Source organism: Kribbella sp. DT2, assembly GCF_049844575.1.
Lineage (GTDB): Bacteria > Actinomycetota > Actinomycetes > Propionibacteriales > Kribbellaceae > Kribbella.
Genome location: NZ_JBNCLH010000009.1, coordinates 112,608 through 137,669, shown reverse-complemented (window position 1 = coordinate 137,669; position 25,062 = coordinate 112,608). Strand labels below are relative to the sequence as shown.

Below are 25,062 nucleotides of genomic sequence, written 5' to 3'. Positions count from 1 at the left end.
CGAGCGTGGATCCGAGTGGTAGCCCGCCGGTCAGAAGCCGGTGCAGAACGGCCGGAACCGCGCGAGGTCGTCGACGAGCCTGGCCAGGCGATCGAAGCCCCAGGTCTGTACGCCCGGGCGGTCGACGTCGCCCAGGACGCGGGCCGTCAGGTCGCGCAGGGCCCGCGAGAGGAGGGCGTACTCGAGCTGGTCGATGTTCAGATCCTGAGCGCCGTACTCGGTGAGGTAACCCTCCAGGTGGCGAGTCTCCGCCGCGATCCACAGATCGTGCTCGCGCGGAGCCAGAACCGCCTGGTCCCAGTCGAGAATCGCGGCGATCCGGTCGTCGCTGTCCACGATCAGATTGAGCGAGGTGAAGTCGGTGTGACACAGGACGCGACGAGCAGGACGCCGCTCCGCTCGCCGAACGGCATCGTCCAGGCGATCGATCGCCGCAGCCAGCTCGTCGCTGCGATCCGCGATCCAAGGATGATCCAGCCGCACGGCCAACTGGTGCACATCAGATTCGTCAAAGCCGCCAACCGGCAGCGCGAGGACCGCGTTCGCGTCTTGGTGCTCCCCCAGGCCGGAGGCCCGTCCCAGCGCGGAGGCCGGGCCCAGCGCGGAGGCCGGGCCCAGCGCGGAGGCCGGGCCCAGCGCAGAGGCCGGGCCCGGGGCCGCTGTCGGGCCCAGGTCGGAAGCTGGCGGCGCGTCGGAACTTGAGGTGGCCTTGTCCATCTCGCGGAGTGCGGAAGGTGGGACGGCGTCGTGGACTTGTCGAAGGGCGCGAGCCGACTGGCGCCAATCGGTGTCGGCGGCGGGACGGCCGTCGATGTACGGGAAGACGGCGTACGGGCGCGCGTTCCAGATCGCGTGCAGACTTCCGGAGAGCGTCGGCACGGGCGCAGGGACGGGGAGGCCGAGCTTCCGGAGCTCGTGAAGTATCCCCAACCTGCCTGGCACAGGATCGGGTGCCGCCGGTGAGAGCTCTTGCCGCCAGACCTTGACGAACCAAGTCCCGTCGGCGACCCAGCCCTCGCTCTCGAACCCACCTGGATGCGCGACCAGGGAGGAGACGCTGAGCCCGAAGTCCCGCTCGAGGTCGACCGGATTGGGGCCGACGCCAGGCTGTGCGCCTGCGTGGGACGCCGAGCTGGAACTAGAGCGCGCGTCGGACGAGGTCATGTCGGCTTCTCGTTCACACGGGATCCTTTGATTGAGCTCCAGAACAGCCCACGCAGCCATCCGTCCGACCCCGGGTTCCGGGTTCCGGCTTGACACGGCTTGTCGGCGGACAGGGTCCGCCGGCTCGGTCAGAGCGGTTCCACCATCCCGCGCGGACGTAGCACTCGACCGTCGCAGACGTTGGCTGGTTGGTGCGACATATTTGTTCACCGCATCTGATGCCGGCGAACCTTCGGCGAGGGGATGCAGAGCGCGCTCCTCCGGAACAGATCCCTGCGTGCCGCACCCGCGGATGATGTCGGCGACGGCTGCACACGACTGTCTCCATCGGCGCGGTCGGTGCGCACCGAGCTGGTTTGAGCAGGTCGAGGATGGTGCCCCCTAGAGGCCAATGAGCAGGTCGGTGAGTGCACCCGCCCGGGGCGCTGGCGCAGGTCAGCTGGCTGGTGCGTCCACTGAGCGTCCTACGGTGCAGGCCCGCTCGGTGGTGGACCCGCTCGGTCGTCGTACCGGCATAAGTCGGTAGGGGTGTCCCTCGGTCGTCGCACAGGCAGGATTCGGTGGGGTGCCCCTCGGTCGTCGTACGAGCAGGTCTCGGTTGGTTCGCCCGCTCGGCGTTGCACGGGGAGGGTTGGGTGCCTAGCGTGCCGCTCGGGCGCCGTACTCGACCGGCCGAGTGAATGCATCAGCTCGGTCGCTGTACGACGCAGGCCGGGTTGGGCCCGCGCCGTGTGGGTGGTTTCAGTCGCACGGTCGTCGTACGGGCAGATCGATGGGCGGTGCGCCTGATGGCGTCGCACGGGCAGGGCCGGGCCACCGGGTGCCCGGGTGGGTGTCGTACAGGGGGCCGGTCAGGGGTGGCCTCGCGGCTGCCGGACTGGGGCTGGGGCGGGCTGCCGGTGGGCAGCGCGTCTGCGCGGCCGTCGTACAAGCAGATCGGTGAGGCGGTCGGATCCGGGGGTTAGCTGGCCGAGCTCGCGCGGGGCCGTGGAGCCGACGTGCGAGCCGCTGCAACTCTCTCGCGGGGGCGTGGAGCCGAGCGAGCCAGTCTGGCTCGGCCGGTTCTTCGTCGACGGCCGCGCCGACGACAAGGTCGTGACTGGCGGTGAGAACGTCTTCCCGCGGGGTGGGTCCGGCTGGATCGTGCAGGGCCGTGGGTGAGTTGGTCGGGCTCGGGTGGGGCGGTGGGGCTGAGCGGTCTGTTACGGGGCTTTTTGGATGGCGCCCGTGGGGGTGATGGTGAAGCGTTTGCTGGCGGGGGTGGCTTTTTGGCCGTTGATGGTGATGGTGAGGTTTTTGAGGGCGCCGGCGGAGACTCGGATGGAGCCGGGGTAGGTGACTGTCTGGGTGGAGCCGGTGCCCAGGAGGCCCTGGAAGAGGACTTCGCCGTAGTAGTTGCGGAGGGTTACGTAGGTGCCTTCGCCGGTGGACTTGAGGACTACGACGACCTTCGGGGCCGGTTTGGGCTTGGCGGGGGTGGTGGGCTTGGGGGGCGGTGGCTTGGTCGCCGTGGGTTTGGGGGCGGGGGTGGTCACCGCGGGGGTGGGGCTGGCGCTGCGGGAGGCGTTGGCCTCTACGTCGCTGGGGAGGGTGAAGAGGCGGACCATGCCCCAGCCCATCAGGCCGACAAGGATCGCGCCGACGACGACGGCCCAGCGGGGGCGGACCGGGTGCAGGCGGGGTTTGCGGGGCTCGATGCGTTCGTCGCGGCGGGCGCGGTCGGGTTCGCTGGGTGGGTAGGCCTCGTCGAAGGCCGCCAGCAGCGGGGCCGGGTCGGCCTTGACCACGCGGGCGATCGAGCGGATGTGGCCGCGGGCGTAGAAGTTTCCGCCGCAGCGGGAGAAGTCGTCGGCCTCCATCGCGACCAGCAGACCTGTTCTGATCCGGGTGGCCGCGCTCAGCTGCTCGACCGACAGGTTCGCCCGTTCGCGGGCCGCCGTGAGCTCGCTGCCGATGGTCACGTCCCCACCGCCTCTCCACCACCCGTGTGCTTCACCGATCCGCCGACATCAAGTCAACGGCCTCGGCCCGACGGGGTCACGGCAGAGTCAGATTTGTTCCCTGACCGGACATCTCGCGTCCGCCAGCATGTGCAGTGCCTGTACCACTTCCCCGTTCGACGGCCGTGCCGTCAACCCGAACGGTACCGCGAGCGAGGTCCCGGTGAGGCGTCTGTTCGCATCCGTGGTCCTGCGCGTCGCGGAGGGCATCGCCGCCAGCATCGGTCCAGGGTCGAGCAGGTGGACCGCGATCCGGCCGTCGTCGAGCGGGTGCCGGCGGCGCAGGACGGTGACCTCCTCGATCTCCTCCCAGCGGGTGCCGATCCACTCGTCGCCGATCCGCAGGCGGATCCCGACGCGGTCGGCGACCAGCATGTCCCCCACCGTCAGGGCGCGGGCGGAGATCACGGCGAGCGTCGCGAAGGCGGCCGCGGCGAACCAGCGCAGCACACCGGTCGGCGAGGTCGACGCCGACGTGGCGAATCCGACCGCGACCAGCGCGGCGCCGACGGCGAGGCCGCCGTGCACCTTCTGCGAGGAGCGGACGGTGAACTCCTGCAGCACCTCGTCGGGCTCGGCGTCGAAGTCCGCGACGTCGAACTGCCCGTCGTACACCGGCGGGTCACCCTCGTACGCCGAGACGTCGCCCTGCTCCTCGACGCGGACGTCCCGCACCGGAGCCTCGGCGTCGACAGGGGTCTCGTTGCGGACCCGGACGGGGGTGTTGCCTGACTGGGTGTTCATGGTGACTTCCGGGACCGGGGCGGCGGTGGGGGTGGGGTCGGACGGCTCACGGGGAATGGTGGTCTGGGCCGGCACGGTCACTCTCCTCGCAGGGTGGCGACGAAGTCCTCTAGGTCATCGGGTTTGACCAGGACGTCTCGGGCCTTGGAGCCCTCGCTCGGCCCGACCACTCCCCGGCTCTCCAGGATGTCCATCAGACGGCCCGCTTTGGCGAAACCGACCCGGAGCTTGCGCTGCAGCATCGACGTGGAACCGAACTGGGTGGACACGATCAGCTCGGCGGCCTGCACGACCAGGTCGAGGTCGTCACCGATCTCGTCGTCCAGGTCCTTGCTCGGACCGGCGACGGCCGTGACGTCCTCGCGGTACGTCGGCTGCAGCTGCTCCTTGCAGTGCTCGACGACCGCGTGGATCTCGTTCTCGGTGACCCACGCGCCCTGGATACGCATCGGCTTGCTCGCGCCCATCGGCAGGAACAGGCCGTCGCCCTGGCCGACCAGCTTCTCGGCGCCGGGCTGGTCCAGGATGACCCGGCTGTCGGCCAGCGACGAGGTCGCGAAGGCCAGCCGGGACGGCACGTTGGCCTTGATCAGACCGGTGACGACATCCACCGAGGGGCGCTGGGTCGCCAGCACCAGGTGGATACCGGCCGCGCGGGCCAGCTGGGTGATCCGGACGATCGAGTCCTCGACGTCGCGCGGGGCGACCATCATTAGGTCGGCCAGCTCGTCGACGATCACCAGCAGGTACGGGTACGGCGTGAGGACGCGCTCGCTGCCCGGCGGCGGCTTGACCTTGCCGCCGCGGACCGCCTTGTTGAAGTCGTCGACGTGCCGGAAGCCGAACGCCGCGAGGTCGTCGTACCGCATGTCCATCTCGCGGACGACCCACTGCAGCGCCTCGGCGGCCTTCTTGGCGTTGGTGATGATCGGCGTGATCAGGTGCGGGATGCCCTCGTAGCTGTTCAGCTCGACCCGCTTGGGGTCGACCAGGATCATCCGTACCTCGTCCGGCGTGGCCCGCATCAGGACCGAGGTGATCAGCGAGTTCACGAACACCGACTTGCCGGAGCCGGTCGCGCCCGCGACCAGCAGGTGCGGCATCTTAGCCATGTTCGCGACCACGAAGCCGCCCTCGACGTCCTTGCCGAGGCCGGCCACCATCGGGTGGTGGTCGTTGCGCGCGCTGGCCGAGCGGATCACGTCGCCGAGGCTGACGATCTCCTTGTCGGTGTTCGGGATCTCGATACCGATCGCGGACTTGCCCGGGATCGGCGACAGGATCCGTACGTCGGCCGAGGCGACCGCGTAGGCGATGTTCTTCGACAGCGCGGTGACCTTCTCGACCTTCACCGCCGAGCCGAGCTCGACCTCGTACCGGGTGACCGTCGGGCCGCGGGTGTAGCCGGTGACCTGGGCGTCGATGCCGAACTGGTCGAACACCTCGGTCAGCCGGTCGACGACCGCGTCGGAGGCCTTGGTCCGGGCCTTGTGCACCGAACCGGGCTTCAGCATCTGGCCGTCGGGCAGCGTGTAGGTGATGTCGCCGGACAGGCTGAGCTGCTCGACGCGCTGCGGCAGCGGCGTGTGCGGCGGCGGTTCCGGCGCGGAGTCGCCCTTGCCGGACTTGCCCGAAGCCGAAGCGGAGGCCGAACCGGCCGAGGCAGCGGCGGTGGACGCGGCGATCGGGTCGGAGCCGTCGGCGTCCCCCTCGACGTCGTACGGGTCCTCCTCGACCGGCGGCTTGGCCTTGCGGCCGCGCTTGGAGATCTCGCGACCCTCCAGCACCGGCGAGTCGTACGGCTTGATCGTCGGGTCGCCGTCGTCGTCGAGCGCGGCCTTGGCGCGGCGCTCCTTGCGGGTCAGGCGGACAGTGTCGTCGGTGGGCGCCTGCGCGGACGGCGCGTCGGCGGGGATCTCGGTCCGGCCGAGCAGTACGTCGAACGCGGCGCGGACGCGCAGCGGGATGGCGTAGATCGGTGTCCCGGTGACGACCAGCGCGCCGAAGATCGCGAGCAGCACCAGCAGCGGCGAGGCGACGTACGACGTCAGCAGGTCGGACAGCAGCGATGAGACGACGTACCCGATCGCGCCGCCGGCGTCCTGCAGGGGCGGGTCACCCTCGACGCTCGGCCGCGGGATGCCGTGGGCGATGTGGACCAGGCCGAGGATGCCGAGCGAGATCGCCGTCCAGCCGATCACCTGGCGACCGGCCGGGCCGTTGCGGTCCGGGTGCCGCAGGGTGCGCAGCGCGATGAACAGCAGCATCAGCGGGACGGCCCAGCCGAGCATGCCGACGCTGCCGCTGACGACCGTACGGATCCCGTCGCCGACCGCGCCGGGCAGCGTCCACCAGATCGCGGCCGCGACGATCACGGCCAGCCCGATCAGGCCGAGGCCGGCGCCGTCGCGGCGGTGCGCGGGGTCGAGGTCGCGGGCGCCGTTGCCGACGCCGCGGACGATGCTGCCGAGCAGGTGGGCGAAGCCGAGCCACAGCTTCACCAGACCGCGTCCGACGGCGATCATCGCGGCCGCGAACGGCCCCGCTCCCGCACCGGATTTGGGCGTGCTGGTCCGCGCGGCGGTGCTACCACCGCGCTTCGCGCTCTGCCCACGCTTCTGGGCGCCTGACGGACGGGAGCGTCCACCGGCCGCCGAACGCGCCGTACTCGGGCGCTTGGCTGCCGACTTCTGCGCCCGCGCCGGGGAAGACGTGCGGGTCGCCATGCTCAGCAGGCTACCCCGAGGACCACTCGAGTCACACGTGTCACACGCCGATCACGCTGCCCCTTCCGTCGCGTCACAGCGTGACCACCCACCGGTGTAGCGTCCTGCGGCGGGCCCGGATCACGCGCGAAAGTCGACCGTCGACGAACCAAACGGGCCCGGGCGGCATCCGACCACGCGGGGGTCGTAACGAAGGTGGGAGTGCCGAGGTGAAGAACGTACGCGTCCGGCTGATCATGCTGGTCGCCGGACTGACCGTTGCTGCCGTGACGACCGGCGCCACGCTGGCGGTCCGGAAGGTTCCGCAGGAGAGCGTGAGCGCGGCCGGCCCGCTGAGTGGAGCGCCGGCCCCGAGCGCCGCCCAGCCCCAGGTGAAGGTCGACCTCGCCAAGCTCCCCCAAGGCCAGCTCCCGCAGATGGCCTTCATGGTCGACCGGGTCGTCCGCGGAGGGACAGGACCCGTCGCGACGGTGCCGGGCAAGCAGCCGATCGAGCAGGTCGTGCGCTTCGGCGGCGGACTGCTCGCGGTCCTCTCCACCGGGGACGTGACGAGCGAGCTCAGGCGGGTCGAGCCGTACGCCGAGGCGTTCAGCCCTGGTCGAGTGGCCGGCGTGACCAACTTGGTGGCATCGGCCGAGGAGGACCTCGCCGCGTACGCCGTGGCCGGCCAGAGCGCGGTCTACTGGGTCGACTCACGGGACACCGAGCTGGTCCAGCGGTCGCTGAAGCGACCCGAGTACGGGCGCACCGCGGTGCTGGCTGTCCGCGGGGACCTCGTCTACTTCAGTGCCGAGGGCAAGGGGTACCCGGCGCCGGAGACCTACTACCGCTGGGACTCCAGGTCCGGCCAGGTGACAGCGGTGAAGACCGTCCACGGGTTCGAGGGGCTCAACACCGCAGGCACCGCGGCGGCCGACTTCGTCAGTGGTGCGGCCCAGACGTTCTGCAGCGCGGTCACCGAGCTCGAGAGTGGCAAGCGGAGATTCCTGACGTGCAAGTACTCGCTGGACGGGTTCACGCCGGACGACCGGACCGTGGTGGCGAGCGAAGGCTTCCGCGACGGTGGGGCCGAAGCCTTCACCGCGGCGCTGGACGCGACCACCGGGCAGGTACGGCGGCAGTGGGTCGGCGCCCAGTTCGTGATGGCCGTGGCCGAGGACGACAACCACCTGCTGATGGTGGTCGACTCCGGCGAGGACACCGCGGTCGGCATCATCCGCTGCAGCATCGGTACGGGGACGTGCGAGATGGCACTGCCGAGGGACCGCTACGGCCGGGACAAGGTGCAACTGCTCGGCGCCCGGACCTGATCAGGTACGGCGAAGCCGGAGCGCCTGCCAGACGAGCACGTAGATGGCCAGCGCCGCGACAGCGCCCGAGGCCAGACCGGTGAGCGCAAACCGTACGACGGCCTCACCGACCAGCTCGTCGGAATCGGCGGCAGCACGACATACCGTGATGACGGCGAAGGCCAACGCCAGTAGGCAGGCAGCTGCGAGTACGCCGTACCGGATGCCCGTGCTCAAGCCGCCAGTGACTGGCTCAGCGGTCGTGCGGCGCCACCAGAAGTAGAGGTAGACGGCGATGGCGAGTACGCCGCCGATGCTGCTGACGTACTGGAGGACCCGGTTGACGTCCCACGCCGGAGTGATCGCCGAGCTCAGGAACGACCAGTGCTGGACCAGGTAGCCGTCCCCGTGGGTGAAGGAGTCCCACGCCACGTGCGTCAGGCCTCCTACGAAGACCGAGATGACGATCCACAGGAGGCTGGGGCGTTCACCGGCAGGGAGGCGGCCGGCCAGGGACGGCGGGGCCAGGGCGATCAGGGGGCGCTTCAGGATCAGCTGGTAGACCAGCAGGGCAAGGAGCGCCAGCAGCGGGTCCAGCCAGAACGCCGAGCTGAGCTCGTGCGTGAGGGTCAGCGTGAAGTTCCCGTGGATGTAGCGGGTCGCGAGCGTGTAGAGCGGGCCGATGTAGAGCAGGTCGGGCGCGAGCGCCCCGGCCACCAGGGCCGAGGCCACGAAGGGACGCCGCAGCAGCGGGAGGACGGCGGCCGGGTGGGCCAGCGGGAAGGGCACCGCCGCAGCGTAGGTGCTTAGGGGCTCAAAGCAACCGACCGGGCCGGTCAGCGAGGGGCGCCCGCTCCCACCGATCAGCGCCCGGCCCCGCCCGATCAAGCCCCGTGACCCCGTCCAGGTGCTCGCGCGCCAGGTCGCGTGCCCGCAGTGCCGGGCGGACTCGCCGATCAGATCCGCCCGTCCTGAGCGCACCTCATCAAGCTCGTCTCAGCAGGTGGCACGGAATCTCAAACAGCGAGATAGCTGCTAGCGCATCCACCGGTCCGTTGCTTACCGTCGTGGGCAGGTCATGAGAGCCAGCGACAAGCCCCGGCTAGCTGGACGGCAACCCTCCACCGCGGTGGGGTGCCCCGGGTGAGGACCAGGCCGTGCGGACACCCCGTTCGGCAAGTGCGGACTTCCGGGAGCAGCAACATGTCGATCCTCTCCATCCTCGAGCCGGCCACCAGCACCGCCCAGCGGGCCGCTGTCACCCGGCTCACCACCGGCAGCATCCCCGCCACCGTCGGCGCCGACCTCCTGGTCCCGCTGGCCGACGGCCGGGTCACCGACTACGCGAACTTCGACCACGGCGCCAGCGCCCCGTGCCTGGAGTCGGTACGCCGTGCCGTCGAGGCCGCGCTGCCGTCGTACGCGTCGGTGCACCGCGGCAACGGGTACGCCTCCCGGATCACCACCCAGTGGTACGAGCGGGCCCGCGCCGAGGTGCACTCGTTCGTCGGCGCCCGCGAGGACGACCAGGTGGTCTTCACCCGGCAGACCACCGACGCGCTCAACCTGCTCGCCAAGGCGCTGCCCGCCGACGCGACCGTGATCGTCTTCGAGTCCGAGCACCACGCGGCCCTGCTCCCCTGGCCGGCCGAGCGGACCATCCGCCTCGCGGCCCCGACGAGCAGCACCGGTGCGGTCACCGCTGTCGCCGACGCGCTCCGCCAGGCGCCGGAGGGCCCGCGGCTGGTCGTCGTGACCGGCGCGAGCAACGTGACCGGTGAGATCTTCCCGATCGCCGAGCTGACCGCCGTGGCCCGCGCCCACGGCGCCCGGATCTGTCTGGACGCCGCCCAGCTCGCCCCGCACCGTGAGGTGAACATCGAGCAGCTGGACGTCGACTGGGTCGCCCTGTCCGGCCACAAGCTCTACGCCCCGTACGGCGCCGGCGCGCTGATCGGCCGGGCCGACTGGCTCAACGCCGCCGCCCCCTACCTTTACGGCGGTGGCGCGACCTCCTCCGTCACCGCCGACGCCACCGTCTGGAACGAGGGCCCGGCCCGCCACGAGGGCGGCTCCCCCAACGTCATCGGCGCGATCGCCCTGGCCGCCGCGTGCGCCGCGATCAGCCGGCACCGTGAGGCGATCGAGCAGCACGAGCGCAGCCTGCTCGCCCGGCTCCGCACCGGCCTGGCCCAGATCGACGGCGTCACGACGTACGACATCTTCGGTGCGGACGCCGACCGCGTCGGCACTGTCTGCTTCACCGTTGCCGGGATCAGCTCCACCCTCACGAGCGCGGCGCTCTCGGCCGAGTACGGCATCGGCGTCCGCGACGGCAAGTTCTGCGCGCACCCGCTGGTCGGCCACCTGCTGCAGGACTCCCCCGAGCACGCTACGGCGGTCCGGGCGAGCCTCGGCCTCGGCACGACCCGCGAGCACGTCGACCGCCTCGTCAACGCGGTCCGCACGCTGGCCACGCAGGGCTCGAAGCACCAGTACGAGGAGTCGGCCCACGGCTGCCAGCCGGCCGACGACCCGCGCGACCTCGAGGCTCCCCGGATCTGGTGAACCTCCACCACTCACCAACCCGCCGACGAAGGCCGACCCACCGCTCGGCGAGGCCGTCCAAGGCGACCCAGCCAACGGGTTGGTGAGTGCTACAGCTCCGGCGAAAGACCTGTGTGGTGAGCGGCGAACGCCAGCAGGTCGGCCCACTCGGAGGCGACCATGGCGGCGGGTTTCCCGAACCCGTGGCCGGTGTCGACCTCGATCCTGCTCAGCACCGGAGCGTCCCCCGCCTGCGCGTGCTGCAGCGCGGCGATGAACTTGTGGCTGTGCAGCGGCACCACCCGGTCGTCGTGGTCACCGGTGACCACGAGCGTCGCCGGGTACGCCGTACCGTCGTGCAGGTTGTGCAGTGGTGAGTAGGCCAGCAGGTCCTCGAACTGGGCCGGGTCGTCGGGCAGACCGTAGTCCGACGCCCAGCCTGCTCCCACGGTGAAGAGGTGGAACCGCAGCATGTCCAGTACGCCGACGCCAGGCAGTGCGACAGCGAAGAGGTCAGGCCGCTGCGCCATCACCGCTCCGACCAGCAGGCCACCGTTGCTGCGGCCGTGGATCGCCAGCTGCGCCGGTGTGGTCACGCCGTCAGCAACCAGGTGCTCGGCGACCGCGATGAAGTCGTCGAAGACGTTCTGCTTGTTCGCCAGCCGCCCGGCGTCGTGCCACTCGCTGCCGAACTCGCCACCGCCCCGCAGGTTGGTGACCACGAGCACTCCCCCAGCAGCCAGCCACGCGGGCCAGCCCGGCCGGTAGTCGGCGAAGACCGGGATGCGGAAGCCGCCGTACCCCCACTGCAGCGTGGGCCGCGGCGCATCCAAGGGCAGGTCACTGCGGCTGATCACGTAGTAGGGCACCGAACGGCCGGGCTCGACCCGCCGCTCGACCACCACAGAGGGCGGCGTGTACGACGCACCCGCCGGGACCAGCTCGGGCAGTGCGCGCACAGCGCCGTCGACCACGACATAGGCAACAGTCGGCTCAACAGAAGTCGAGAAGCCGACGAACACCTCATCAGATTTCACGGAAGCCTGCAGACCCACCAGCCCACCAGCACCGACCTCGACGACCCGCGCGTTGCCGCCGTCGACGTCGTACAGGGTGACGACCGGCTGCGCGTCGACCAGCGACACCGTGACGAGGCCGCCGGCCGTGCCGCGCACCTCGACCAGCGTCGCCGCGCTCTCCGGGATCACGTCCACAAACGATCCGGACAGGTCGCTCGAGACCACCCGCCCGCGTGGCGCGTCGCGATCGGTCCGCAGGATCAGCCGGTCGCCGGACATCCGCACGAACAGCGCCTCGTCGGCGAACTCGTCGATCACCTTCACCGGCTCACCGAGCCCGCCGTCCACCAGCGGGTAGAGCCACAGCCGGCTCCGCGGGTCGGTGCCCTCGAAGATGTGCAGTACGACGTACCGGTCGTCCTCGGTGACGTCCACGTCGAAGTACAGCCGCTCGTTCGGCAGCCGCAGGACCAGCTCGTCCTCGCTCTGCGGCGTACCGACCCGGTGCAGCTTGAGCTCGCCCGCACCGAGCGCACGCGTCTCGGTCCCCTCGCTGCGACCACCCGAGGGGTAATGCACGTACAGGTACGCCGAGGAGTCCGGCAGCCAGGTCGCCTCGCTGAACTTCGCCTCGCCGACCACGTCGTCGACCGGCGAGCCGGTGGCGATGTCGAGCAGCCGGAACGTCATCCAGTCGCTGCCGCTCTCGTTGATGCCGTACGCGAAGTACTTGCCGTCCGGGCTGACCGTGAAGCTGCCGAGCGAGTCCGTGCCGTCCTCGGACAGCGTGTTCGGGTCGATCAGCACCCGACCGCCGGCGAGCAGCTCGTCGAGCGACTCCGCGACGTACACGACGTCCTGGGCCTGGGTGCCGTCGTTGCGGCCGACGAAGTACCAGCCGGCCTTGCGCACCGGGACGCCGGCCCGCGGCCGGGCCAGGATCGCGGTCAGCGTCTCCTGGAACCACGCGCGTTCGCCGTACGACGAGAGCTCGGCCCGCGTGAGCGCGTTCTGCCGCGTCACCCAGTCCTTGGTGTCGGCGGAGTCGGGGTCCTCCAGCCAGCGGTACGGATCGGCGACCTGGTGGCCGTGCAAGGTGTCGACGACGTCGTCGCGGCGGCTCGTTGGGTAAGCGGCGGTCATGCGCACCAACCTAGCTCGGAGCCGGACCGCGACGACGACGGTTTTCCCTAGTGCCGACGGGCAGGCGGCAGGTCCTTGCGCCAGAGCACCGTGCCGTGCAGGTCCCGCAGCGACACCGTGAAGACCTCGCTGCGCGGGTCGATCTCGACGTGCCCGAAGAACTGGTTGCCTCCGCTCGGCGGCTGGTTCGGGAAGTCGGCCGCCTTGACGAACTCCAGCTGCGGCCCGAACGTCGGGTCGAGCGGGTTCGGCCCGAAGGTGCCGGCGTTGACCGGCCCGGCGACGATCTCCCAGAACGGGTCGAAGTCGGTGAACGCGGCCTTCGACGGGTCGTAGCGGTGGGCGGCGCAGTAGTGCACGTCCGCGGTCAGCCAGATCGTGTTCTTCACCTTGCGGCGCTTGAACTGGCTGAGCACCCAGGCGATCTCGTGCTCACGGCCACCGGGCGCACCGGCGACGCCGTTCGCGACGGCCTCGATCAGGTCGCCGTCCGGAACCAGTACGCCGAGCGGCATGTCGCTCGCGATCACCTTCCACGCGGCCTTCGACGACGCGACCTCGCGGACCAGCCAGGCGGCCTGCTCGGCGCCCAGCATCGCGACCGGACCGGTGACACCCGGCGCCGGGTTCGCGCCGCGGTAGGTCCGCATGTCGAGGCAGAACACGTCGAGCAGCGGGCCGTAGCTGACCTTGCGGTAGACCCGTTCCTTGCCGCCCTGGTGCGCGATCGGCAGGTACTCCAGGAACGCCTTCTTCGCCCGCGCGGCGAGCACGTCGACCCGCTTCTCGGTGTACTGCGGGTCGGTCAGGATCTCGCCGGGGTACCAGTTGTTGACGGTCTCGTGGTCGTCCCACTGGCTGACGATCGGTACGTCGGCGTACAGGTCGCGGACGTTGTGGTCGAGCAGGTTGTACTTGTACCGGCCGCGGTACTCCGCGAGCGTCTCGGCGACCTTGGAGACCTCCTCGGTCACCACGTTCTTCCACACGGTGCCGTCGGCAACCGTCACCGACGCCGCGATCGGTCCGTCGGCGTAGATGTTGTCGCCGGAGTGCAGGAAGAAGTCCGGGTTGGTCCGGTGCATCGCGCGGTAGGCGATCATGCCGCCGAGGTCCGGGTTGATGCCCCAGCCCTGGCCGACGGTGTCGCCGGTCCAGACGAAGCTGACGCCGCGGTTGCGGCCCGGCGTACTGAAGGATCCCTCGAGGCTCTCGCCGCGGCGGCCGTAAGCGTCCTCGAACGACACCCGGTAGTCGTAGCGCTGGCCCGGCCGCAGCCCCTTCAGCGGCAGCTGGGCGGTGAAGTCGTCGTCCGGGCCGGTGACCGGACCGCGCAGGCGGATCGCCCGGTCGAACCGGCCGTTGCTGGTCAGGTCGACGACGAGGCGCGAGCGGCGGTCGGTGCGCGACCAGACGACGGCGGAGTTCGCGGTCACGTCCCCGCTCATCAGGCCCGACGGCAGGGCCGGGCGGTCGCGGCGGACGACGGACGGTACGGCGGCGGAAGCGACACCCGGTACGGCGAGCGAAGCGCCCGCCACGGAGGTGACGGCCAAGAGCTGGCGGCGGCTCAGGTTCATGGGTCCGAAGGTGCTCCTCGCGGGTGACCGCCGCGTGACCGCGAGGCGAACTGACTGACAACTCAGGCACGCTGGTCCGGGGCTTGTGGTGCACCCGATGATGGAGGCACCGACCGAGGAAGGGACGATCAGCGCATGAGCAGGGAACGCCGTCTCGCGCAGGTCTTCGTCCTCCTCGCCGACACCCTCGTCGACGAGTTCGACCTGGTCGACTTCCTGGGCATCCTGGCCGAGGCCAGCGTCGAGCTGCTCGCGGTCGACGCCGCCGGGCTGATGCTGGCCGACGACCACGGCGTACTGCACGTGATGGCCTCGTCGGACGACCGGGCCGAGATCCTCGAACTGGTCGAGCAGCAGCACGAAGAAGGGCCCTGCCTGGAGTGCTTCAGGACCGGGCAGGCGGTGATCGACGCCGACATCAGCCGCTGGCCGGAGCTCGCCAGCTCCGGTGGCTACCTGTCGGCCCACGCCCTGCCGCTGCGGCTGCGCGGCCAGGTGATCGGTGTGATGAATCTCTACCGCTGCGACCCCGCGCCGCTCGGCCAGCAGGATGCAGCGCTGGGCCAGGCGCTCGCCGACATGGCCACCATCGGCCTTCTGCACGAGCGCGAGATGCGTGGGTACGTCGAGCTGACCAGCCAGCTCCAGCACGCCCTGGACAGCCGTGTCCAGATCGAGCAGGCCAAGGGGATGCTCGCCGAACGGGCCGGCCTGACCCTGTCCGCCGCCTTCACGGCGATGCGCTCGTACGCCCGCGGCACCGGTCAGGGCCTGACCACGGTCGCACAGGGAGTGTTGGAAGGATCACTGAGAACGTCCACACTGCTGGCCCATTAGTTGCGTGTCGCCTCGGGGCGTGGTTCCGTTGAGCCATACAGCCACTTACTCGTGGCGCTGCCCCGGACCCGGTAGCGCATCGACCGATGCACTCCAGGGAACGAGGCGTTTTCTTTGTCGCAGACCGTCATTGACGATTCGAGACCGCAACAGCGGTTCACCAGTCTTTACACCGACCTGTCCCACACGGTCCGCGACCTCGGACTGCTGAAGCGACGGTACGGGTACTACTGGACCCGGATCGGGCTCGTGCTGCTCTCACTGGGCGGGATCGTCACCGGATTCATCCTGCTCGGCAACTCCTGGTTCCAGCTGCTGATGGCCGGTGCGCTGGCCATGGTGCTGACCCAGGTCGCCTTCCTCAGCCACGACAGCGCGCACCGGCAGATCTTCGACTCCGCGGCCTGGAACGACTGGACCGCCCGGATCCTGGCCGGTGGCCTGGCCGGGATGAGCATCGACTGGTGGCGCGGCAAGCACAGCAAGCACCACAACGCGCCGAACCAGATCGGCAAGGACCCCGACATCGCCATCGGCGTGGTCGCCTTCACCCCCGACCACGTCGCGAGCCGGACCGGTCTGATCAAGTGGCTCGGCGACCGGCAGGGCTGGCTGTTCTTCCCGCTGCTGACCCTGGAAGGCCTGAGCCTGCACGTCGCCGGCCTCCAGCACCTGATCCGGCGCGACGCGACCAAGCTCCAGCGGATCGAGGCCGCGATGGTCGTGACCCGGCTGGCCGGCTACGTCGCCGTCCTGTTCCTGCTGCTCCCGCCCGGCAAGGCCGCGGCCTTCCTCGGCCTGCAGCTCGCCTTGTTCGGCGTCATGCTCGGCGCGTCGTTCGCCCCGAACCACAAGGGCATGCCGCTGGTCCCGGCCACCATGAAGCTCGACTTCCTGCGCCGCCAGGTGCTGATGTCGCGCAACATCCGCGGCGGGGTCGTCGTCGACTTCCTGATGGGCGGCCTGAACTACCAGATCGAGCACCACCTGTTCCCGAGCATGCCGCGACCGACCCTGCGGCACGTCCGGCCGATCGTCCGCGAGTACTGCGCCAAGCACAAGGTGAAGTACACCGAGGTCGGCTTCTTCGAGTCCTACGGGATCGTCATCGACTACCTCAACAACGTCGGCCTGCGCGCCCGGGACCCGTTCCAGTGCCCGCTGTCGGCGGCCATGCGCGCACCCGCTGCCAGCTAGGCGGGAGCTCCCACTAGCTCGTCAGCAACGGAAGGGCCGCGGCCAGCGCATCATCGGCCGCGGCCCTTCCCGTGCCGTTTGGCTGGACGGCGGCCCTCTGCGCGGCCGGTGCGCTGACCGCGCTCAGCTGGCGGGCGGGATCTCCCCCGACCCACGAATCGTCAGCTTCACCGGCACCCGAACAGTCCGGCCGGGACGGTGCGGCTCGGGGAGACGCTCCGTCATGAGCTGGATCGCCGTCCGGGCCATCACGTCGGCGGACTGGGCGACAGCGGTGAGGCCAGGGCTCAACAGGTCGCCCAGAGCCAGGTCGTCGAAGGACACCAGAGCCACCCGGTCGCGGCGCCCGGCCATGCCGCGCAGGACCTCGGCGGTGGTCATGTTGTTCGCCGACAGCAGCGCGGTCGCCGGCTCCGGACGATCCAGTACGGCGGACAGCGTGATCCCGATGCCCTCGGTGGTCGGCTCGGACAGGTGGACCAGGTCCTCGTCGACCTCGATCCGGTGCCGGGCCATCGCGGCGCGGTAGGCCACGACGCGTTCGCGGGCGGTGAAAATCCGCTCGTCGTCGCCGAGGTACGCGATCCGGCGGTGACCCTGGCGGATCAGGTGGTCGATCGCCTGGTCGATCCCGCCGGCGTTGTCCGCGAGGACGGCGTCCGCCTCGATGCCGTGCGCGGGCCGGTCGATCGTGACGACCGCCATTCCGGCGTCGACGTGCGGGGCCAGGTACTCCTGGGTCTCCCCGATCGGCGCCATGATCAGCGCGTCCGGGCGCCGGGCGACGAACTCCAGGCAGACGTCCCGCTCACGCTCGGGGTCCTCGTCGGTCAGGCCGATCATCACGACCGAGCCGCTGGAACGGGCCCACAACTCGACCGCCCGGCCGAGCGAGGCGAAGAACGGGTCGCCGATGTCGCGGATCACCACGGCGATCGTGCCGGTCCGGCCGCGGCGCAGCATCCGGGCCGACTCGTTCGGCGTGTAGTTCAGGTCCTTGATCGCGGCCTGGACCTTCGCGGTCAGCTCGGGGCTGACGTTCGGCTCCTCGTTCACCACCCGGGAGACGGTCTTCAGCGCCACCCCCGCCCGGGCCGCGACCTCTTTCATGGTGGGCCGGCGCTGCCCGGCTCCATTGACACCGGTGATACTCACAGGCGTCCTCGCTTCGCTGCGGGCGCCTGTGAGTATTTACTGCTCTGCTGGTTGGTTCGTTCGCTTCGCTCACTCACGGCCCACCCCTCCCATAAAGCGTCAGCTCTCCACGACAACGGGAATGATCATCGGCCGGCGACGGTGCGTGTCGCTGACCCACTTGCCGACCACGCGGCGGATCACCTGCTGCAGCTGGTACATGTCGTCCACCCCGCTCCCGATCGCCTTCTCGATCTCCGCCTCGATCTTCGGCTTCAGGTCGTCGAAGACGGTGTCGTCCTCGGCGAACCCACGGGCCTGGATCTCCGGTCCCGCGGTCAGTTTGCCGGTGACGGAGTCCATCACGGCGATCACCGAGATGAAACCCTCGTCGCCGAGGATCCGCCGGTCCTTCAGCGAGGTCTCGGTGATGTCGCCGACGGTCGACCCGTCGACGAACACGTACCCGCACTCCACCTTGCCCGCGACGACCGCCCTGCCCTCGACCAGGTCGACGACCACGCCGTCCTCGACGACCACGACGTTCTCGGCCGGTACGCCGGTCTGCCGTGCCAGCTCCGCGTTCGCGTGCAGGTGCCGGATCTCGCCGTGCACCGGCATCACGTTGCGCGGCTTGACGATGTTGTAGCAGTAGAGCAGCTCGCCGGCCGAGGCGTGCCCGGACACGTGCACCAGCGCGTTGCCCTTGTGGATCACGTTCGCGCCGTGCCGGGTCAGGCCGTTGATCACCCGGTAGACCGAGTTCTCGTTGCCGGGGATCAGCGACGAGGCCAGTACGACGGTGTCGCCGGGCTGGATGTGCACCACGTGGTGGTCGTTGGCCGCGATCCGCGACAGCGCCGACATCGGCTCGCCCTGCGAACCGGTGGAGACCAGTACGACCTGCTCCGGCGGGTAGTTGTCCAGCTCGCGCATGTCGATCAGGGTGTCGCCGGGCACCTTCAGGAAGCCCAGGTCCCGAGCGACGGCCATGTTGCGGACCATCGAGCGGCCGACGTACGCGACCTTGCGGCGGTGCTTGACCGCCGCGTCCATCACCTGCTGGACGCGGTGCACGTGGCTGGCGAAGCAGGCCACGATGATGCGCTGGCTCCGCGCGTTGGTGAAGACGCGGTCGAGCACCGGCGCGATGTCGCGCTCGTGGGTGGTGAACCCGGGCACCTCGGAGTTCGTGGAGTCGACGCAGAACAGGTCGACGCCCTCGTCGCCGAGGCGGGCGAACGCGTTCAGGTCGGTGATCCGGTTGTCCAGCGGCAGCTGGTCCATCTTGAAGTCACCGGTGTGCAGGACCAGGCCGGCCGGCGTCCGGATCGCCACCGCGAGCGCGTCCGGGATCGAGTGGTTGACCGCGACGAACTCGCACTCGAACGGCCCGAGCCGGACCGTCTCGCCCTCGGCGACGGTCTGCTGCGGCACGTTGCGGTGCCGGTGCTCCTTGAGCTTGCCGTCGAGCAGCGCCAGGGTCAGCTGGGAGCCGAGCACCGGGATGTCGCCACGCTCGCGCAGCAGGTACGGCAGGCCGCCGATGTGGTCCTCGTGCCCGTGCGTCAGGACGACCGCCACGATGTCGTCCAAACGCTCCCGGATCGGCTGGAAGTCCGGGAGGATCAGGTCGACACCGGGCTGGTTCTCGTCCGGGAACAGCACGCCGCAGTCGACGATCAGCAGCTTGCCGTCGTACTCGAAGACGGTCATGTTGCGGCCGACCTCGCCGAGGCCGCCGAGCGGGATCACCCGCAGGGCGCCGGGGGCCAGTGGCTTCGGGGCGGACAGGTCGGGGTGGGGATGGCTCATGCAACCAGTCCTGACGTCTTGAGATCTGTGGTCAGCGCATCGACCTGCGCGGGGGTGGCCTCCACCAGCGGAAGCCGTACGACGGAGTGCTCGATCACGCCGAGCAGCTTGAGCGCCGCCTTCACCATGATCGCGCCCTGGGTGCGGGTCATGATCGCCTCGACCGCCGGGATCAGGCTCCGGTCGATCTCGCGGGCGGTGACCAGGTCCTGTGCGACGACGGCGTCGATCAACTGCCGGTACTGCGGGCTCGCGGCGTGCGCGACGACGCTGGCGATGCCGGCCGCACCGATCGACAGCCAGGCCAGGTTGAGCTCGTCGGCGCCGCAGTAGTAGGCCAGGTCGGTGTTCGCGAGCACCTTGGTGGCCGCGGCGACGTCGCCCTTGGCGTCCTTGACCGCGACGATCCGCGGGTGGTCGGCCAGCGCGATCAGCGTCTCGGTCTTCACCTCGACCCCGGCGCGGCCGGGGATGTCGTACAGCAGGTTCGGCAGGCCGGTCGCGTCGGCGACCGCGGTGAAGTGCGCCTTCAGGCCTTCCTGCGGGGGCTTGTTGTAGTACGGCGTGACGACGAGCAGCCCGTGCGCGCCGGCGGCTTCGGCGGCCTTGGCCAGCTCGATCGTGTGCGCGGTGTCGTTGGTCCCGACCCCGGCGATCACCTGCGCGCGGTCACCGACAGCCTCGACGACGGCGCGGACCAGCTGGTCCTTCTCGGCGTCGGAGGTGGTCGGTGCTTCGCCGGTGGTGCCGTTGACGATCAGTGCGTCGTTGCCCTGGTCGGCGAGGTACCCGGCGACCTTCTGCGCGGCCTCGACGTCGAGCGAGCCGTCCGGCCGGAACGGGGTGATCATCGCCGTGGTCAGCCGGCCGAAAGGCGGCGCCGAAGACGCAGGAAGTGGGCTTGAGGACATGGGGGTCAGATTACCGCTCCGAGCGCCTCAGGAAATGAGTAGGCCTGGCGGCTGTCCGCTCGGGGGTCCGGGCAGCCACCAGGCTCACTCGTCCTATCGGGCCGGGCCCCGCAGTCGTTACAGCTTCGAGGGAGAAAATCAGAAAAAGTTTCTGTCCGTACCCAGTGTCACCGAATCACTACGTTCTGTCGATCAGGCAGGGGTTTTCGGCGGCACAGGCCTGTCAGCGTCAGCTTTCTGCCATGCCGGATTCCGCCAGGGCCGATCCGGCGACGCGAGGGCCACCCGGTGCGACGCTGTGGCCAGTCCCCCTGGAGCCGGTCCGCCCGGCGACTTCTCGAGGAGTGTCATGAAGAAGTTCCTGATCTGGCCCGCCCTGGCCGCGACCGTTGGCCTGACCGCCGCGATGCTGTCGGTGCCCGCGGCCGAGGCCGCGCCGGTCGCCGCCCCGCAACCAGTCGCTGCTCCGACGATCGAAGACGTCCGCGCGTTCGTGACGCCGCAGGTGCTGGATGCCGCCGAGGCGAGGGCCGACGAGCTCGGCATCGAGCTGTCACCGGTGCAGGCAGCCGTTCTCGGCGCCATCAACCCGGACGAGTACGAGTGCGCGGCGACACCGTTCAGCAACTGGCTCAACGCCCAGCTCACCGGCTGGACCACGAACGACCTGCTGATGCTGCTCGCCTCGATCCTGACCAACATGCCCGGCTACGCCAGCATGGTCAACGTGCCCGACCGGCACCCGAGCTACGGGCTGCACGGCGAGTACACCCAGCGGCTGACCAAGACGTTCAAGGATCTGAAGGGCTTCTGGGACATCGACGCCCGGAAGGTTCAGATGGTGCCGATGCACAGCTCGATCATGGGCGACAAGGCCGCCTTGGTGAAGACGTACCGGCAGTTGTTCGACACCGACCAGGCGACGGCGGAGCAGTTCTCGCAGCAGTACGTCGACTGGTACCGGAGTCTGGTCGCGCGGTTCGGCCCGAACCTTCCGGTGATCAGCGCGAACGCCTTCGCCTTCAACCCCGTCGGCGACCCGAATCCGGCGATCGCGGCGCTGCCCCGGACGATCGTGATGGGCGACGGCGTACTGCAGGGCTTCGACTGGATCCAGCTCGGCAAGGTCGCGCCGCAGGCCGTGCTGGCGCACGAGTTCGGTCACCAGGTCCAGTTCGCCAACGGCCTGGACGAGGCCGGTCTGACGACACCGGAGGCGACCCGGCGGATCGAACTGATGGCCGACTCGTTCAGCGGCTACTTCCTCGGTCACGCCAAGGGCGCCAACCTGAACCGCCGGCAGATCCGGCAGTTCGGCGAGATATCGTACAACATCGGTGACTGCGGCTTCACCTCGGTCGGGCACCACGGCACGCCCAACCAGCGCCTGCACTCCAGCGAGTGGGGTGCCGACCTGGCCACCGACGCGCGCAACCAGCGGCGCATCCTGCCGAGCCGGAACTTCATGGCCCGCTTCGACGCCGCCCTGCCCACGCTCGTCGCCCCCGACGCCCCGGCGGTCCCCGCCGCGGCCTGACCCTCGCAGGTGGCTGCCCCCCTTCCCGCGACAGCCAACCGCGAGCACGCCGGCTCGTGGTGCGTCCGTCCCCAAGGTCGCACCACGAGCCGCTGGGCTTCTCCCCTTCGCGGGGCACCCCGAGCAGCTAGCGTTCTCCCGTGTCGAACCCGCTGAACGCACCCCGTCCCCAGGCCAATTCGCTGATGCTCGTCTTCCGCGCGATGCTGCTGGGTATCCCGCTGATCGTGCTCGTGCTCTGGCTGGTGCTCGCCGAGGACGGGTTCGGGCCGTTCCCCTCCGCGTGGGCGCTGCTGGTCGTGGTCGCCCTCGCCGCCGCGGCGTACTCGTTCTGCGAGGTGCTCGGCTTCCGAACCGTTCCGCTCGCGTACGGCGGCCGGCCGGCCGACGTGGAGGCCGAGTCGTGGCGGCGCTTCACCTCGTCGACGTTCGTCCGGTTCGCGGTCTGCGAGGCGGCCCTGCTGCTCTCGATCGCACTGGCCTTCGTCGTCGACAGCTTCTGGGTGGTGCTGCTCGGAGCCGTGCTGGCCGTCGCGCTGATCCTCCTGGAAGCACTCCCCACCACCCGCAACCAGCAGCGCTTCGCCACCTCGCTGGAAGCCGGGGGCGCCCCGTCGTACCTGCTCGGCCGCGCCCAGGACACGGACCACCGCCCGCACGACGGAAGCTAGGCCGCCGTCCGGTACACCAGGCATCCTCGCTGCTCGAGCGCGTGCACCCACTCGGGCACGACCGGTAGGTCGAGCCAGCGAAGGTCGAGCTTCTCCAGCGCCGGAAACGCCTCCGGTGCCAGGTCGGGCAACCAGGTGATCCGGTTGGCCCGGAGATCGAGCTGCCGCAGCCGGGGCAACCGGCTCAGCGCCACCGGGAAGTCCGTCAGCGCCGCACCCCGCAGACTCAGCACGCGCAGCTCGTTCAGCTGGTCGAAGGTCTCCGGCACTCCGGTCAGCGGGTTGCGATCGAGGTGCAGCTCGCGCAGGGAGTGCAGCCCGCCGAGCGACTCCGGCAGTGCGGTGAGCTGATTGCCGTACAAGCGCAGCTCCACCAACTGCGTGAGTCGGCCGAGTGACTCCGGCAGGACGGACAGGTTGTTGTCGGTCGCCCCGAGGTAGCGCAGCGAGCTCAGCTCGCCCAGCGCATCCGGCAGCGCGTCGATGGCGAGGTCGCTGACGTACAGGAACTCCAGACTCGTCAACCGGCCCAACGACTCCGGCAGCGCTTCGAGCGGCTGGTGGCTGAGGTCGAGGATGCGCAGCTCGGGGAAGTCGCCGAGCCAGTCGGGCAGCCAGGTCAGCTGGTTGTCGTGCAGGTAGAGCTCGCGCAGGCCGGCTTGCAACCGCGGGACTTCGGTGAGGCCCGTGCCGCCGAGGTTGACCGTGCGGCTCATCCGCCGGCGATCCAGACCGAGGTGGTCGACCAGATTCTCGCGGCGAGGTCGGTGGCGATGGCGAGAGCGCCCGGCAGCAGGAGGACCGAGCCGACGACGAGGGCCGGGGCGATCAGGAGGTTCTCGACCGGCCCGTTCGTCCGGAAGCGCAGCAGCTTCGGCAGGCGGATCTCGTACCAGGTCTCGCCGCGGATCGGCAGCGGCCACAGCCACGGGCAGCCGGAGCGGGTGAGGCTGTCGCCGAGGCAGTGAACGAACATGCCGAGGGCAACGGCCACGCCGATCCAGCTGCCGATGCCGTCCAGGCCGCCGCGGAGCGCCTCGACCGCCGACGTACCGGGCAGCCAGCCGCCGATGATCGTCCAGCCGCCGGCCGCGATCACGACCAGCAGGATCCAGTCACCCAGTACGTCGGCCGTAAGGATCAGCCCGAGCAACGCGATCGCCAGCACCGTGCGCCATCCCCCGGCCGCGCCCGCGCTCGACGTCGCGAAGCCGAGCAGGACGGCCGCGACGACCGTGTGGCTGAAGTGCCGGTGCTGACCCGTGCTGTCCTCGTCGCGCGGTCCCTTGGTCAGCGAGTAGAGCAACGCGGAGAACGCCCGGATCACACCCGACACGAAACCGGTCAGCGGTCCGAGCAGCCGGGACGCGCTCGCGCCCGGATGGTCGAGGTCGGGCAGCAGCGCGTACCCCGCGGTCGCGGCGGCGAACGGCACCACCTCGGCGACCGACGTCAGCCCCACCAACGGCGCGACCACCAGTCCCGCGCACCAGCCGGACAACGCATGCGAACGCCCCATCACGGCGCCCCACCCCCATCTGTCGTGAGCCGCCGATTCTTTCAGCGGCCACCGACAGAACCCGGCAGCGCAACGCGAGTGTCCGCTGCGGACGTACGCCGTCGAAGTCGTCCGCGGCGAAGCTTCGCCGCGGCGCCCTAGGCGTCGAAGTCCAGTGTGACCTTCGCCGACGTCGGGTGCGACTGGCACGTGAGCACGTACCCGGCCCGGATCTCGTCCGGCTCCAGCGCCCAGTTGGTGTCCATCCGTACCGTGCCGTCGACAACCTTCGCGCGGCACGTCCCGCACACGCCGCCCTTGCAGGCGAACGGCGCGTCCGACCGTACGGCGAGCGTCGCGTCGAGCACCGCCTTCGCGTGCTCGCCGAGCGGGAACGTCGACCGCCGCCCGTCGAGGATCACCGTCACCTCGGCAGCGTCCTCGTCGACCACGGTCTGCTCGACCCGCGCGACCGGCGCCTGGTCGCCGACGTGGAACAGCTCGGCGTGCACCTGCTCGCGCGCGACGCCCTGCTCCAGCAGCAGCTCCTGCGCGCCGACGACCATCGCGTACGGCCCGCAGAGGAACCACTCGTCGACGGTCTTCGCCGGCAGGATCGTCTCGAGCATCCGGCGCAACCGGTCGCTGTCGATCCGGCCGCTGAACAGCTCGACCTCGGTCGACTCGCGCGACAGGACGTGCACCAGGTGCAGGCGTTCGGCGTACCGGTCCTTGAGGTCGGCCAGCTCGTCGGCGAACATCACCGAGCCCGCGGTCCGGTTGCCGTACAGCAAGGTCACGCGGCTCAGCGGCTCGACCCGCAGGATCGTGGCGACCAGCGACAGCACCGGCGTGATCCCACTGCCCGCGGCGACGAACGCGTAGTGCTTGTCGTGCACCGCGTCGAGCGTCGTCCCGAACCGGCCGAGCGGCGTCATCACCTCGATGGTGTCGCCGGGCTTCAGCACTTCAGCGGCGTACGACGAGAAGTCGCCGCCCGGGATCTTCTTGACACCGATCCGCAGCACGCCGGACCCGGCCGGCGAGCAGATCGAGTAGCTGCGCCGGACGTCCTCGCCGGTCCGCCGTACGGTCAGGTGCTGGCCGGCGGTGAACTCGTACTCGGTCGCCAGGTCGGCCGGGACGTCGAAGGTGATCGCGACCGAGTCGTCGGTGATCGCGTCGATCGCCTTGACGGTCAACGGGTGGAAGGTCGCGCGACGGCGGGTCGGCACAGTACTCATCTAAAT

20 protein-coding genes and 1 riboswitch are annotated in these 25,062 nt (G+C 70.1%); of the genes, 7 read left to right on the top strand and 13 right to left on the bottom strand.

All coding sequences use genetic code 11. The features are described from left to right. Positions 1-30 precede the first annotated feature (30 nt). Positions 31-1,164 carry a phosphotransferase gene (locus ACLQ2O_RS32855; protein WP_425839465.1) on the bottom strand — a complete coding sequence of 378 codons (1,134 nt, stop codon included), beginning with the start codon at positions 1,162-1,164 and terminating at the stop codon, positions 31-33. Positions 1,165-2,193: 1,029 nt separating this feature from the next. Between ACLQ2O_RS32855 and ACLQ2O_RS32850 the strand changes: the two genes are divergently transcribed. Beyond that, complete coding sequence (locus tag ACLQ2O_RS32850) at positions 2,194-2,325, top strand: hypothetical protein (RefSeq protein WP_425839463.1); 132 nt, start codon at positions 2,194-2,196, stop codon at positions 2,323-2,325. 41 nt (positions 2,326-2,366) lie between these two features. Here ACLQ2O_RS32850 and ACLQ2O_RS32845 read toward each other — a convergent pair whose 3' ends face one another. From ACLQ2O_RS32845 to ACLQ2O_RS32835, 3 genes are all read right to left on the bottom strand, one after another. Beyond that, a complete protein-coding gene (locus ACLQ2O_RS32845) occupies positions 2,367-3,125 on the bottom strand; it encodes a RodZ domain-containing protein (RefSeq protein ID WP_425839460.1) in 759 nt (252 codons plus the stop codon). Positions 3,126-3,212: 87 nt separating this feature from the next. Beyond that, entirely contained in the window at positions 3,213-3,983 is a 771-nt protein-coding gene (locus ACLQ2O_RS32840) for a hypothetical protein (protein ID WP_425839457.1), read from the bottom strand. A 2-nt stretch (positions 3,984-3,985) separates the two neighbouring features. Continuing rightward, positions 3,986-6,433 (bottom strand): DNA translocase FtsK 4TM domain-containing protein, encoded by a 2,448-nt coding sequence (locus tag ACLQ2O_RS32835; protein WP_425840164.1) that lies wholly within the window; start codon positions 6,431-6,433, stop codon positions 3,986-3,988. Positions 6,434-6,843: 410 nt separating this feature from the next. On the opposite strand from ACLQ2O_RS32835, the gene ACLQ2O_RS32830 reads away from it, so the two are divergent. Beyond that, complete coding sequence (locus ACLQ2O_RS32830) at positions 6,844-7,944, top strand: hypothetical protein (protein ID WP_425839455.1); 1,101 nt, start codon at positions 6,844-6,846, stop codon at positions 7,942-7,944. On the opposite strand, the gene ACLQ2O_RS32825 is transcribed toward ACLQ2O_RS32830, so the two are convergent. Continuing rightward, positions 7,945-8,712 carry a DUF4184 family protein gene (locus ACLQ2O_RS32825; protein ID WP_425839453.1) on the bottom strand — a complete coding sequence of 256 codons (768 nt, stop codon included), beginning with the start codon at positions 8,710-8,712 and terminating at the stop codon, positions 7,945-7,947. Positions 8,713-8,997: 285 nt separating this feature from the next. Next, a riboswitch (SAM riboswitch) is annotated at positions 8,998-9,111 on the top strand. Positions 9,112-9,126: 15 nt separating this feature from the next. On the opposite strand from ACLQ2O_RS32825, the gene ACLQ2O_RS32820 reads away from it, so the two are divergent. Beyond that, positions 9,127-10,491 (top strand): aminotransferase class V-fold PLP-dependent enzyme, encoded by a 1,365-nt coding sequence (locus tag ACLQ2O_RS32820; RefSeq protein ID WP_425839450.1) that lies wholly within the window; start codon positions 9,127-9,129, stop codon positions 10,489-10,491. Between the two features lie 89 nt (positions 10,492-10,580). Here the strand turns inward: ACLQ2O_RS32820 and ACLQ2O_RS32815 are convergent, their stop codons facing one another. Both ACLQ2O_RS32815 and ACLQ2O_RS32810 read right to left on the bottom strand, forming a co-directional pair. Then, a complete protein-coding gene (locus ACLQ2O_RS32815; RefSeq protein WP_425839447.1) occupies positions 10,581-12,632 on the bottom strand; it encodes a prolyl oligopeptidase family serine peptidase in 2,052 nt (683 codons plus the stop codon). Positions 12,633-12,679: 47 nt separating this feature from the next. After that, positions 12,680-14,212 (bottom strand): alkaline phosphatase D family protein, encoded by a 1,533-nt coding sequence (locus ACLQ2O_RS32810; protein WP_425839444.1) that lies wholly within the window; start codon positions 14,210-14,212, stop codon positions 12,680-12,682. 135 nt (positions 14,213-14,347) lie between these two features. On the opposite strand from ACLQ2O_RS32810, the gene ACLQ2O_RS32805 reads away from it, so the two are divergent. After that, complete coding sequence (locus ACLQ2O_RS32805; protein WP_425839441.1) at positions 14,348-15,049, top strand: GAF domain-containing protein; 702 nt, start codon at positions 14,348-14,350, stop codon at positions 15,047-15,049. Positions 15,050-15,163: 114 nt separating this feature from the next. Beyond that, a complete protein-coding gene (locus ACLQ2O_RS32800) occupies positions 15,164-16,246 on the top strand; it encodes a fatty acid desaturase family protein (RefSeq protein WP_425839438.1) in 1,083 nt (360 codons plus the stop codon). 123 nt (positions 16,247-16,369) lie between these two features. Here the strand turns inward: ACLQ2O_RS32800 and ACLQ2O_RS32795 are convergent, their stop codons facing one another. From ACLQ2O_RS32795 to dapA, 3 genes are all read right to left on the bottom strand, one after another. Continuing rightward, positions 16,370-17,401, bottom strand: a complete 1,032-nt coding sequence (locus ACLQ2O_RS32795; RefSeq protein ID WP_425839435.1) for a LacI family DNA-binding transcriptional regulator — start codon at positions 17,399-17,401, stop codon at positions 16,370-16,372. A gap of 99 nt (positions 17,402-17,500) precedes the next feature. Then, a complete protein-coding gene (locus tag ACLQ2O_RS32790; protein WP_425839432.1) occupies positions 17,501-19,195 on the bottom strand; it encodes a ribonuclease J in 1,695 nt (564 codons plus the stop codon). Next, positions 19,192-20,106, bottom strand: coding sequence for a 4-hydroxy-tetrahydrodipicolinate synthase (dapA, locus tag ACLQ2O_RS32785; protein ID WP_425839430.1), 915 nt, complete (start codon positions 20,104-20,106; stop codon positions 19,192-19,194). The genes ACLQ2O_RS32790 and dapA overlap by 4 nt, the downstream gene beginning before the upstream one ends. A 349-nt stretch (positions 20,107-20,455) precedes the next feature. On the opposite strand from dapA, the gene ACLQ2O_RS32780 reads away from it, so the two are divergent. Together ACLQ2O_RS32780 and ACLQ2O_RS32775 are read left to right on the top strand one after the other, a co-directional pair. Then, positions 20,456-21,643, top strand: coding sequence for a hypothetical protein (locus ACLQ2O_RS32780; protein ID WP_425839427.1), 1,188 nt, complete (start codon positions 20,456-20,458; stop codon positions 21,641-21,643). 140 nt (positions 21,644-21,783) lie between these two features. Further along, entirely contained in the window at positions 21,784-22,314 is a 531-nt protein-coding gene (locus tag ACLQ2O_RS32775; protein ID WP_425839424.1) for a hypothetical protein, read from the top strand. Here ACLQ2O_RS32775 and ACLQ2O_RS32770 read toward each other — a convergent pair. From ACLQ2O_RS32770 to paaE, 3 genes are all read right to left on the bottom strand, one after another. Continuing rightward, positions 22,311-23,030 (bottom strand): leucine-rich repeat domain-containing protein, encoded by a 720-nt coding sequence (locus ACLQ2O_RS32770; protein ID WP_425839421.1) that lies wholly within the window; start codon positions 23,028-23,030, stop codon positions 22,311-22,313. The genes ACLQ2O_RS32775 and ACLQ2O_RS32770 overlap by 4 nt on opposite strands. Next, positions 23,027-23,833 (bottom strand): metal-dependent hydrolase, encoded by an 807-nt coding sequence (locus tag ACLQ2O_RS32765; protein ID WP_425839418.1) that lies wholly within the window; start codon positions 23,831-23,833, stop codon positions 23,027-23,029. The genes ACLQ2O_RS32770 and ACLQ2O_RS32765 overlap by 4 nt, the downstream gene beginning before the upstream one ends. A gap of 137 nt (positions 23,834-23,970) precedes the next feature. Next, the gene (gene paaE, locus ACLQ2O_RS32760) at positions 23,971-25,056 is read right to left on the bottom strand and encodes a 1,2-phenylacetyl-CoA epoxidase subunit PaaE (protein WP_425839415.1); all 1,086 of its coding nucleotides are present in this window, start codon (positions 25,054-25,056) and stop codon (positions 23,971-23,973) included. Positions 25,057-25,062: the final 6 nt, after the last annotated feature.

What these genes read in the sequence shown, in the direction of transcription:
- ACLQ2O_RS32855 (WP_425839465.1), bottom strand. Translation starts at nt 1,164, where the DNA reads ATGACCTCGTCCGACGCGCGCTCTAGTTCCAGCTCGGCGTCCCACGCA.
- ACLQ2O_RS32835 (WP_425840164.1), bottom strand. Translation starts at nt 6,433, where the DNA reads ATGATCGCCGTCGGACGCGGTCTGGTGAAGCTGTGGCTCGGCTTCGCC.
- ACLQ2O_RS32820 (WP_425839450.1), top strand. Translation starts at nt 9,127, where the DNA reads ATGTCGATCCTCTCCATCCTCGAGCCGGCCACCAGCACCGCCCAGCGG.
- ACLQ2O_RS32815 (WP_425839447.1), bottom strand. Translation starts at nt 12,632, where the DNA reads ATGACCGCCGCTTACCCAACGAGCCGCCGCGACGACGTCGTCGACACC.
- ACLQ2O_RS32810 (WP_425839444.1), bottom strand. Translation starts at nt 14,212, where the DNA reads ATGAACCTGAGCCGCCGCCAGCTCTTGGCCGTCACCTCCGTGGCGGGC.
- ACLQ2O_RS32805 (WP_425839441.1), top strand. Translation starts at nt 14,348, where the DNA reads ATGAGCAGGGAACGCCGTCTCGCGCAGGTCTTCGTCCTCCTCGCCGAC.
- ACLQ2O_RS32790 (WP_425839432.1), bottom strand. Translation starts at nt 19,195, where the DNA reads ATGAGCCATCCCCACCCCGACCTGTCCGCCCCGAAGCCACTGGCCCCC.
- dapA (WP_425839430.1), bottom strand. Translation starts at nt 20,106, where the DNA reads ATGTCCTCAAGCCCACTTCCTGCGTCTTCGGCGCCGCCTTTCGGCCGG.
- ACLQ2O_RS32780 (WP_425839427.1), top strand. Translation starts at nt 20,456, where the DNA reads ATGAAGAAGTTCCTGATCTGGCCCGCCCTGGCCGCGACCGTTGGCCTG.
- ACLQ2O_RS32770 (WP_425839421.1), bottom strand. Translation starts at nt 23,030, where the DNA reads ATGAGCCGCACGGTCAACCTCGGCGGCACGGGCCTCACCGAAGTCCCG.
- ACLQ2O_RS32765 (WP_425839418.1), bottom strand. Translation starts at nt 23,833, where the DNA reads ATGGGGCGTTCGCATGCGTTGTCCGGCTGGTGCGCGGGACTGGTGGTC.
- paaE (WP_425839415.1), bottom strand. Translation starts at nt 25,056, where the DNA reads ATGAGTACTGTGCCGACCCGCCGTCGCGCGACCTTCCACCCGTTGACC.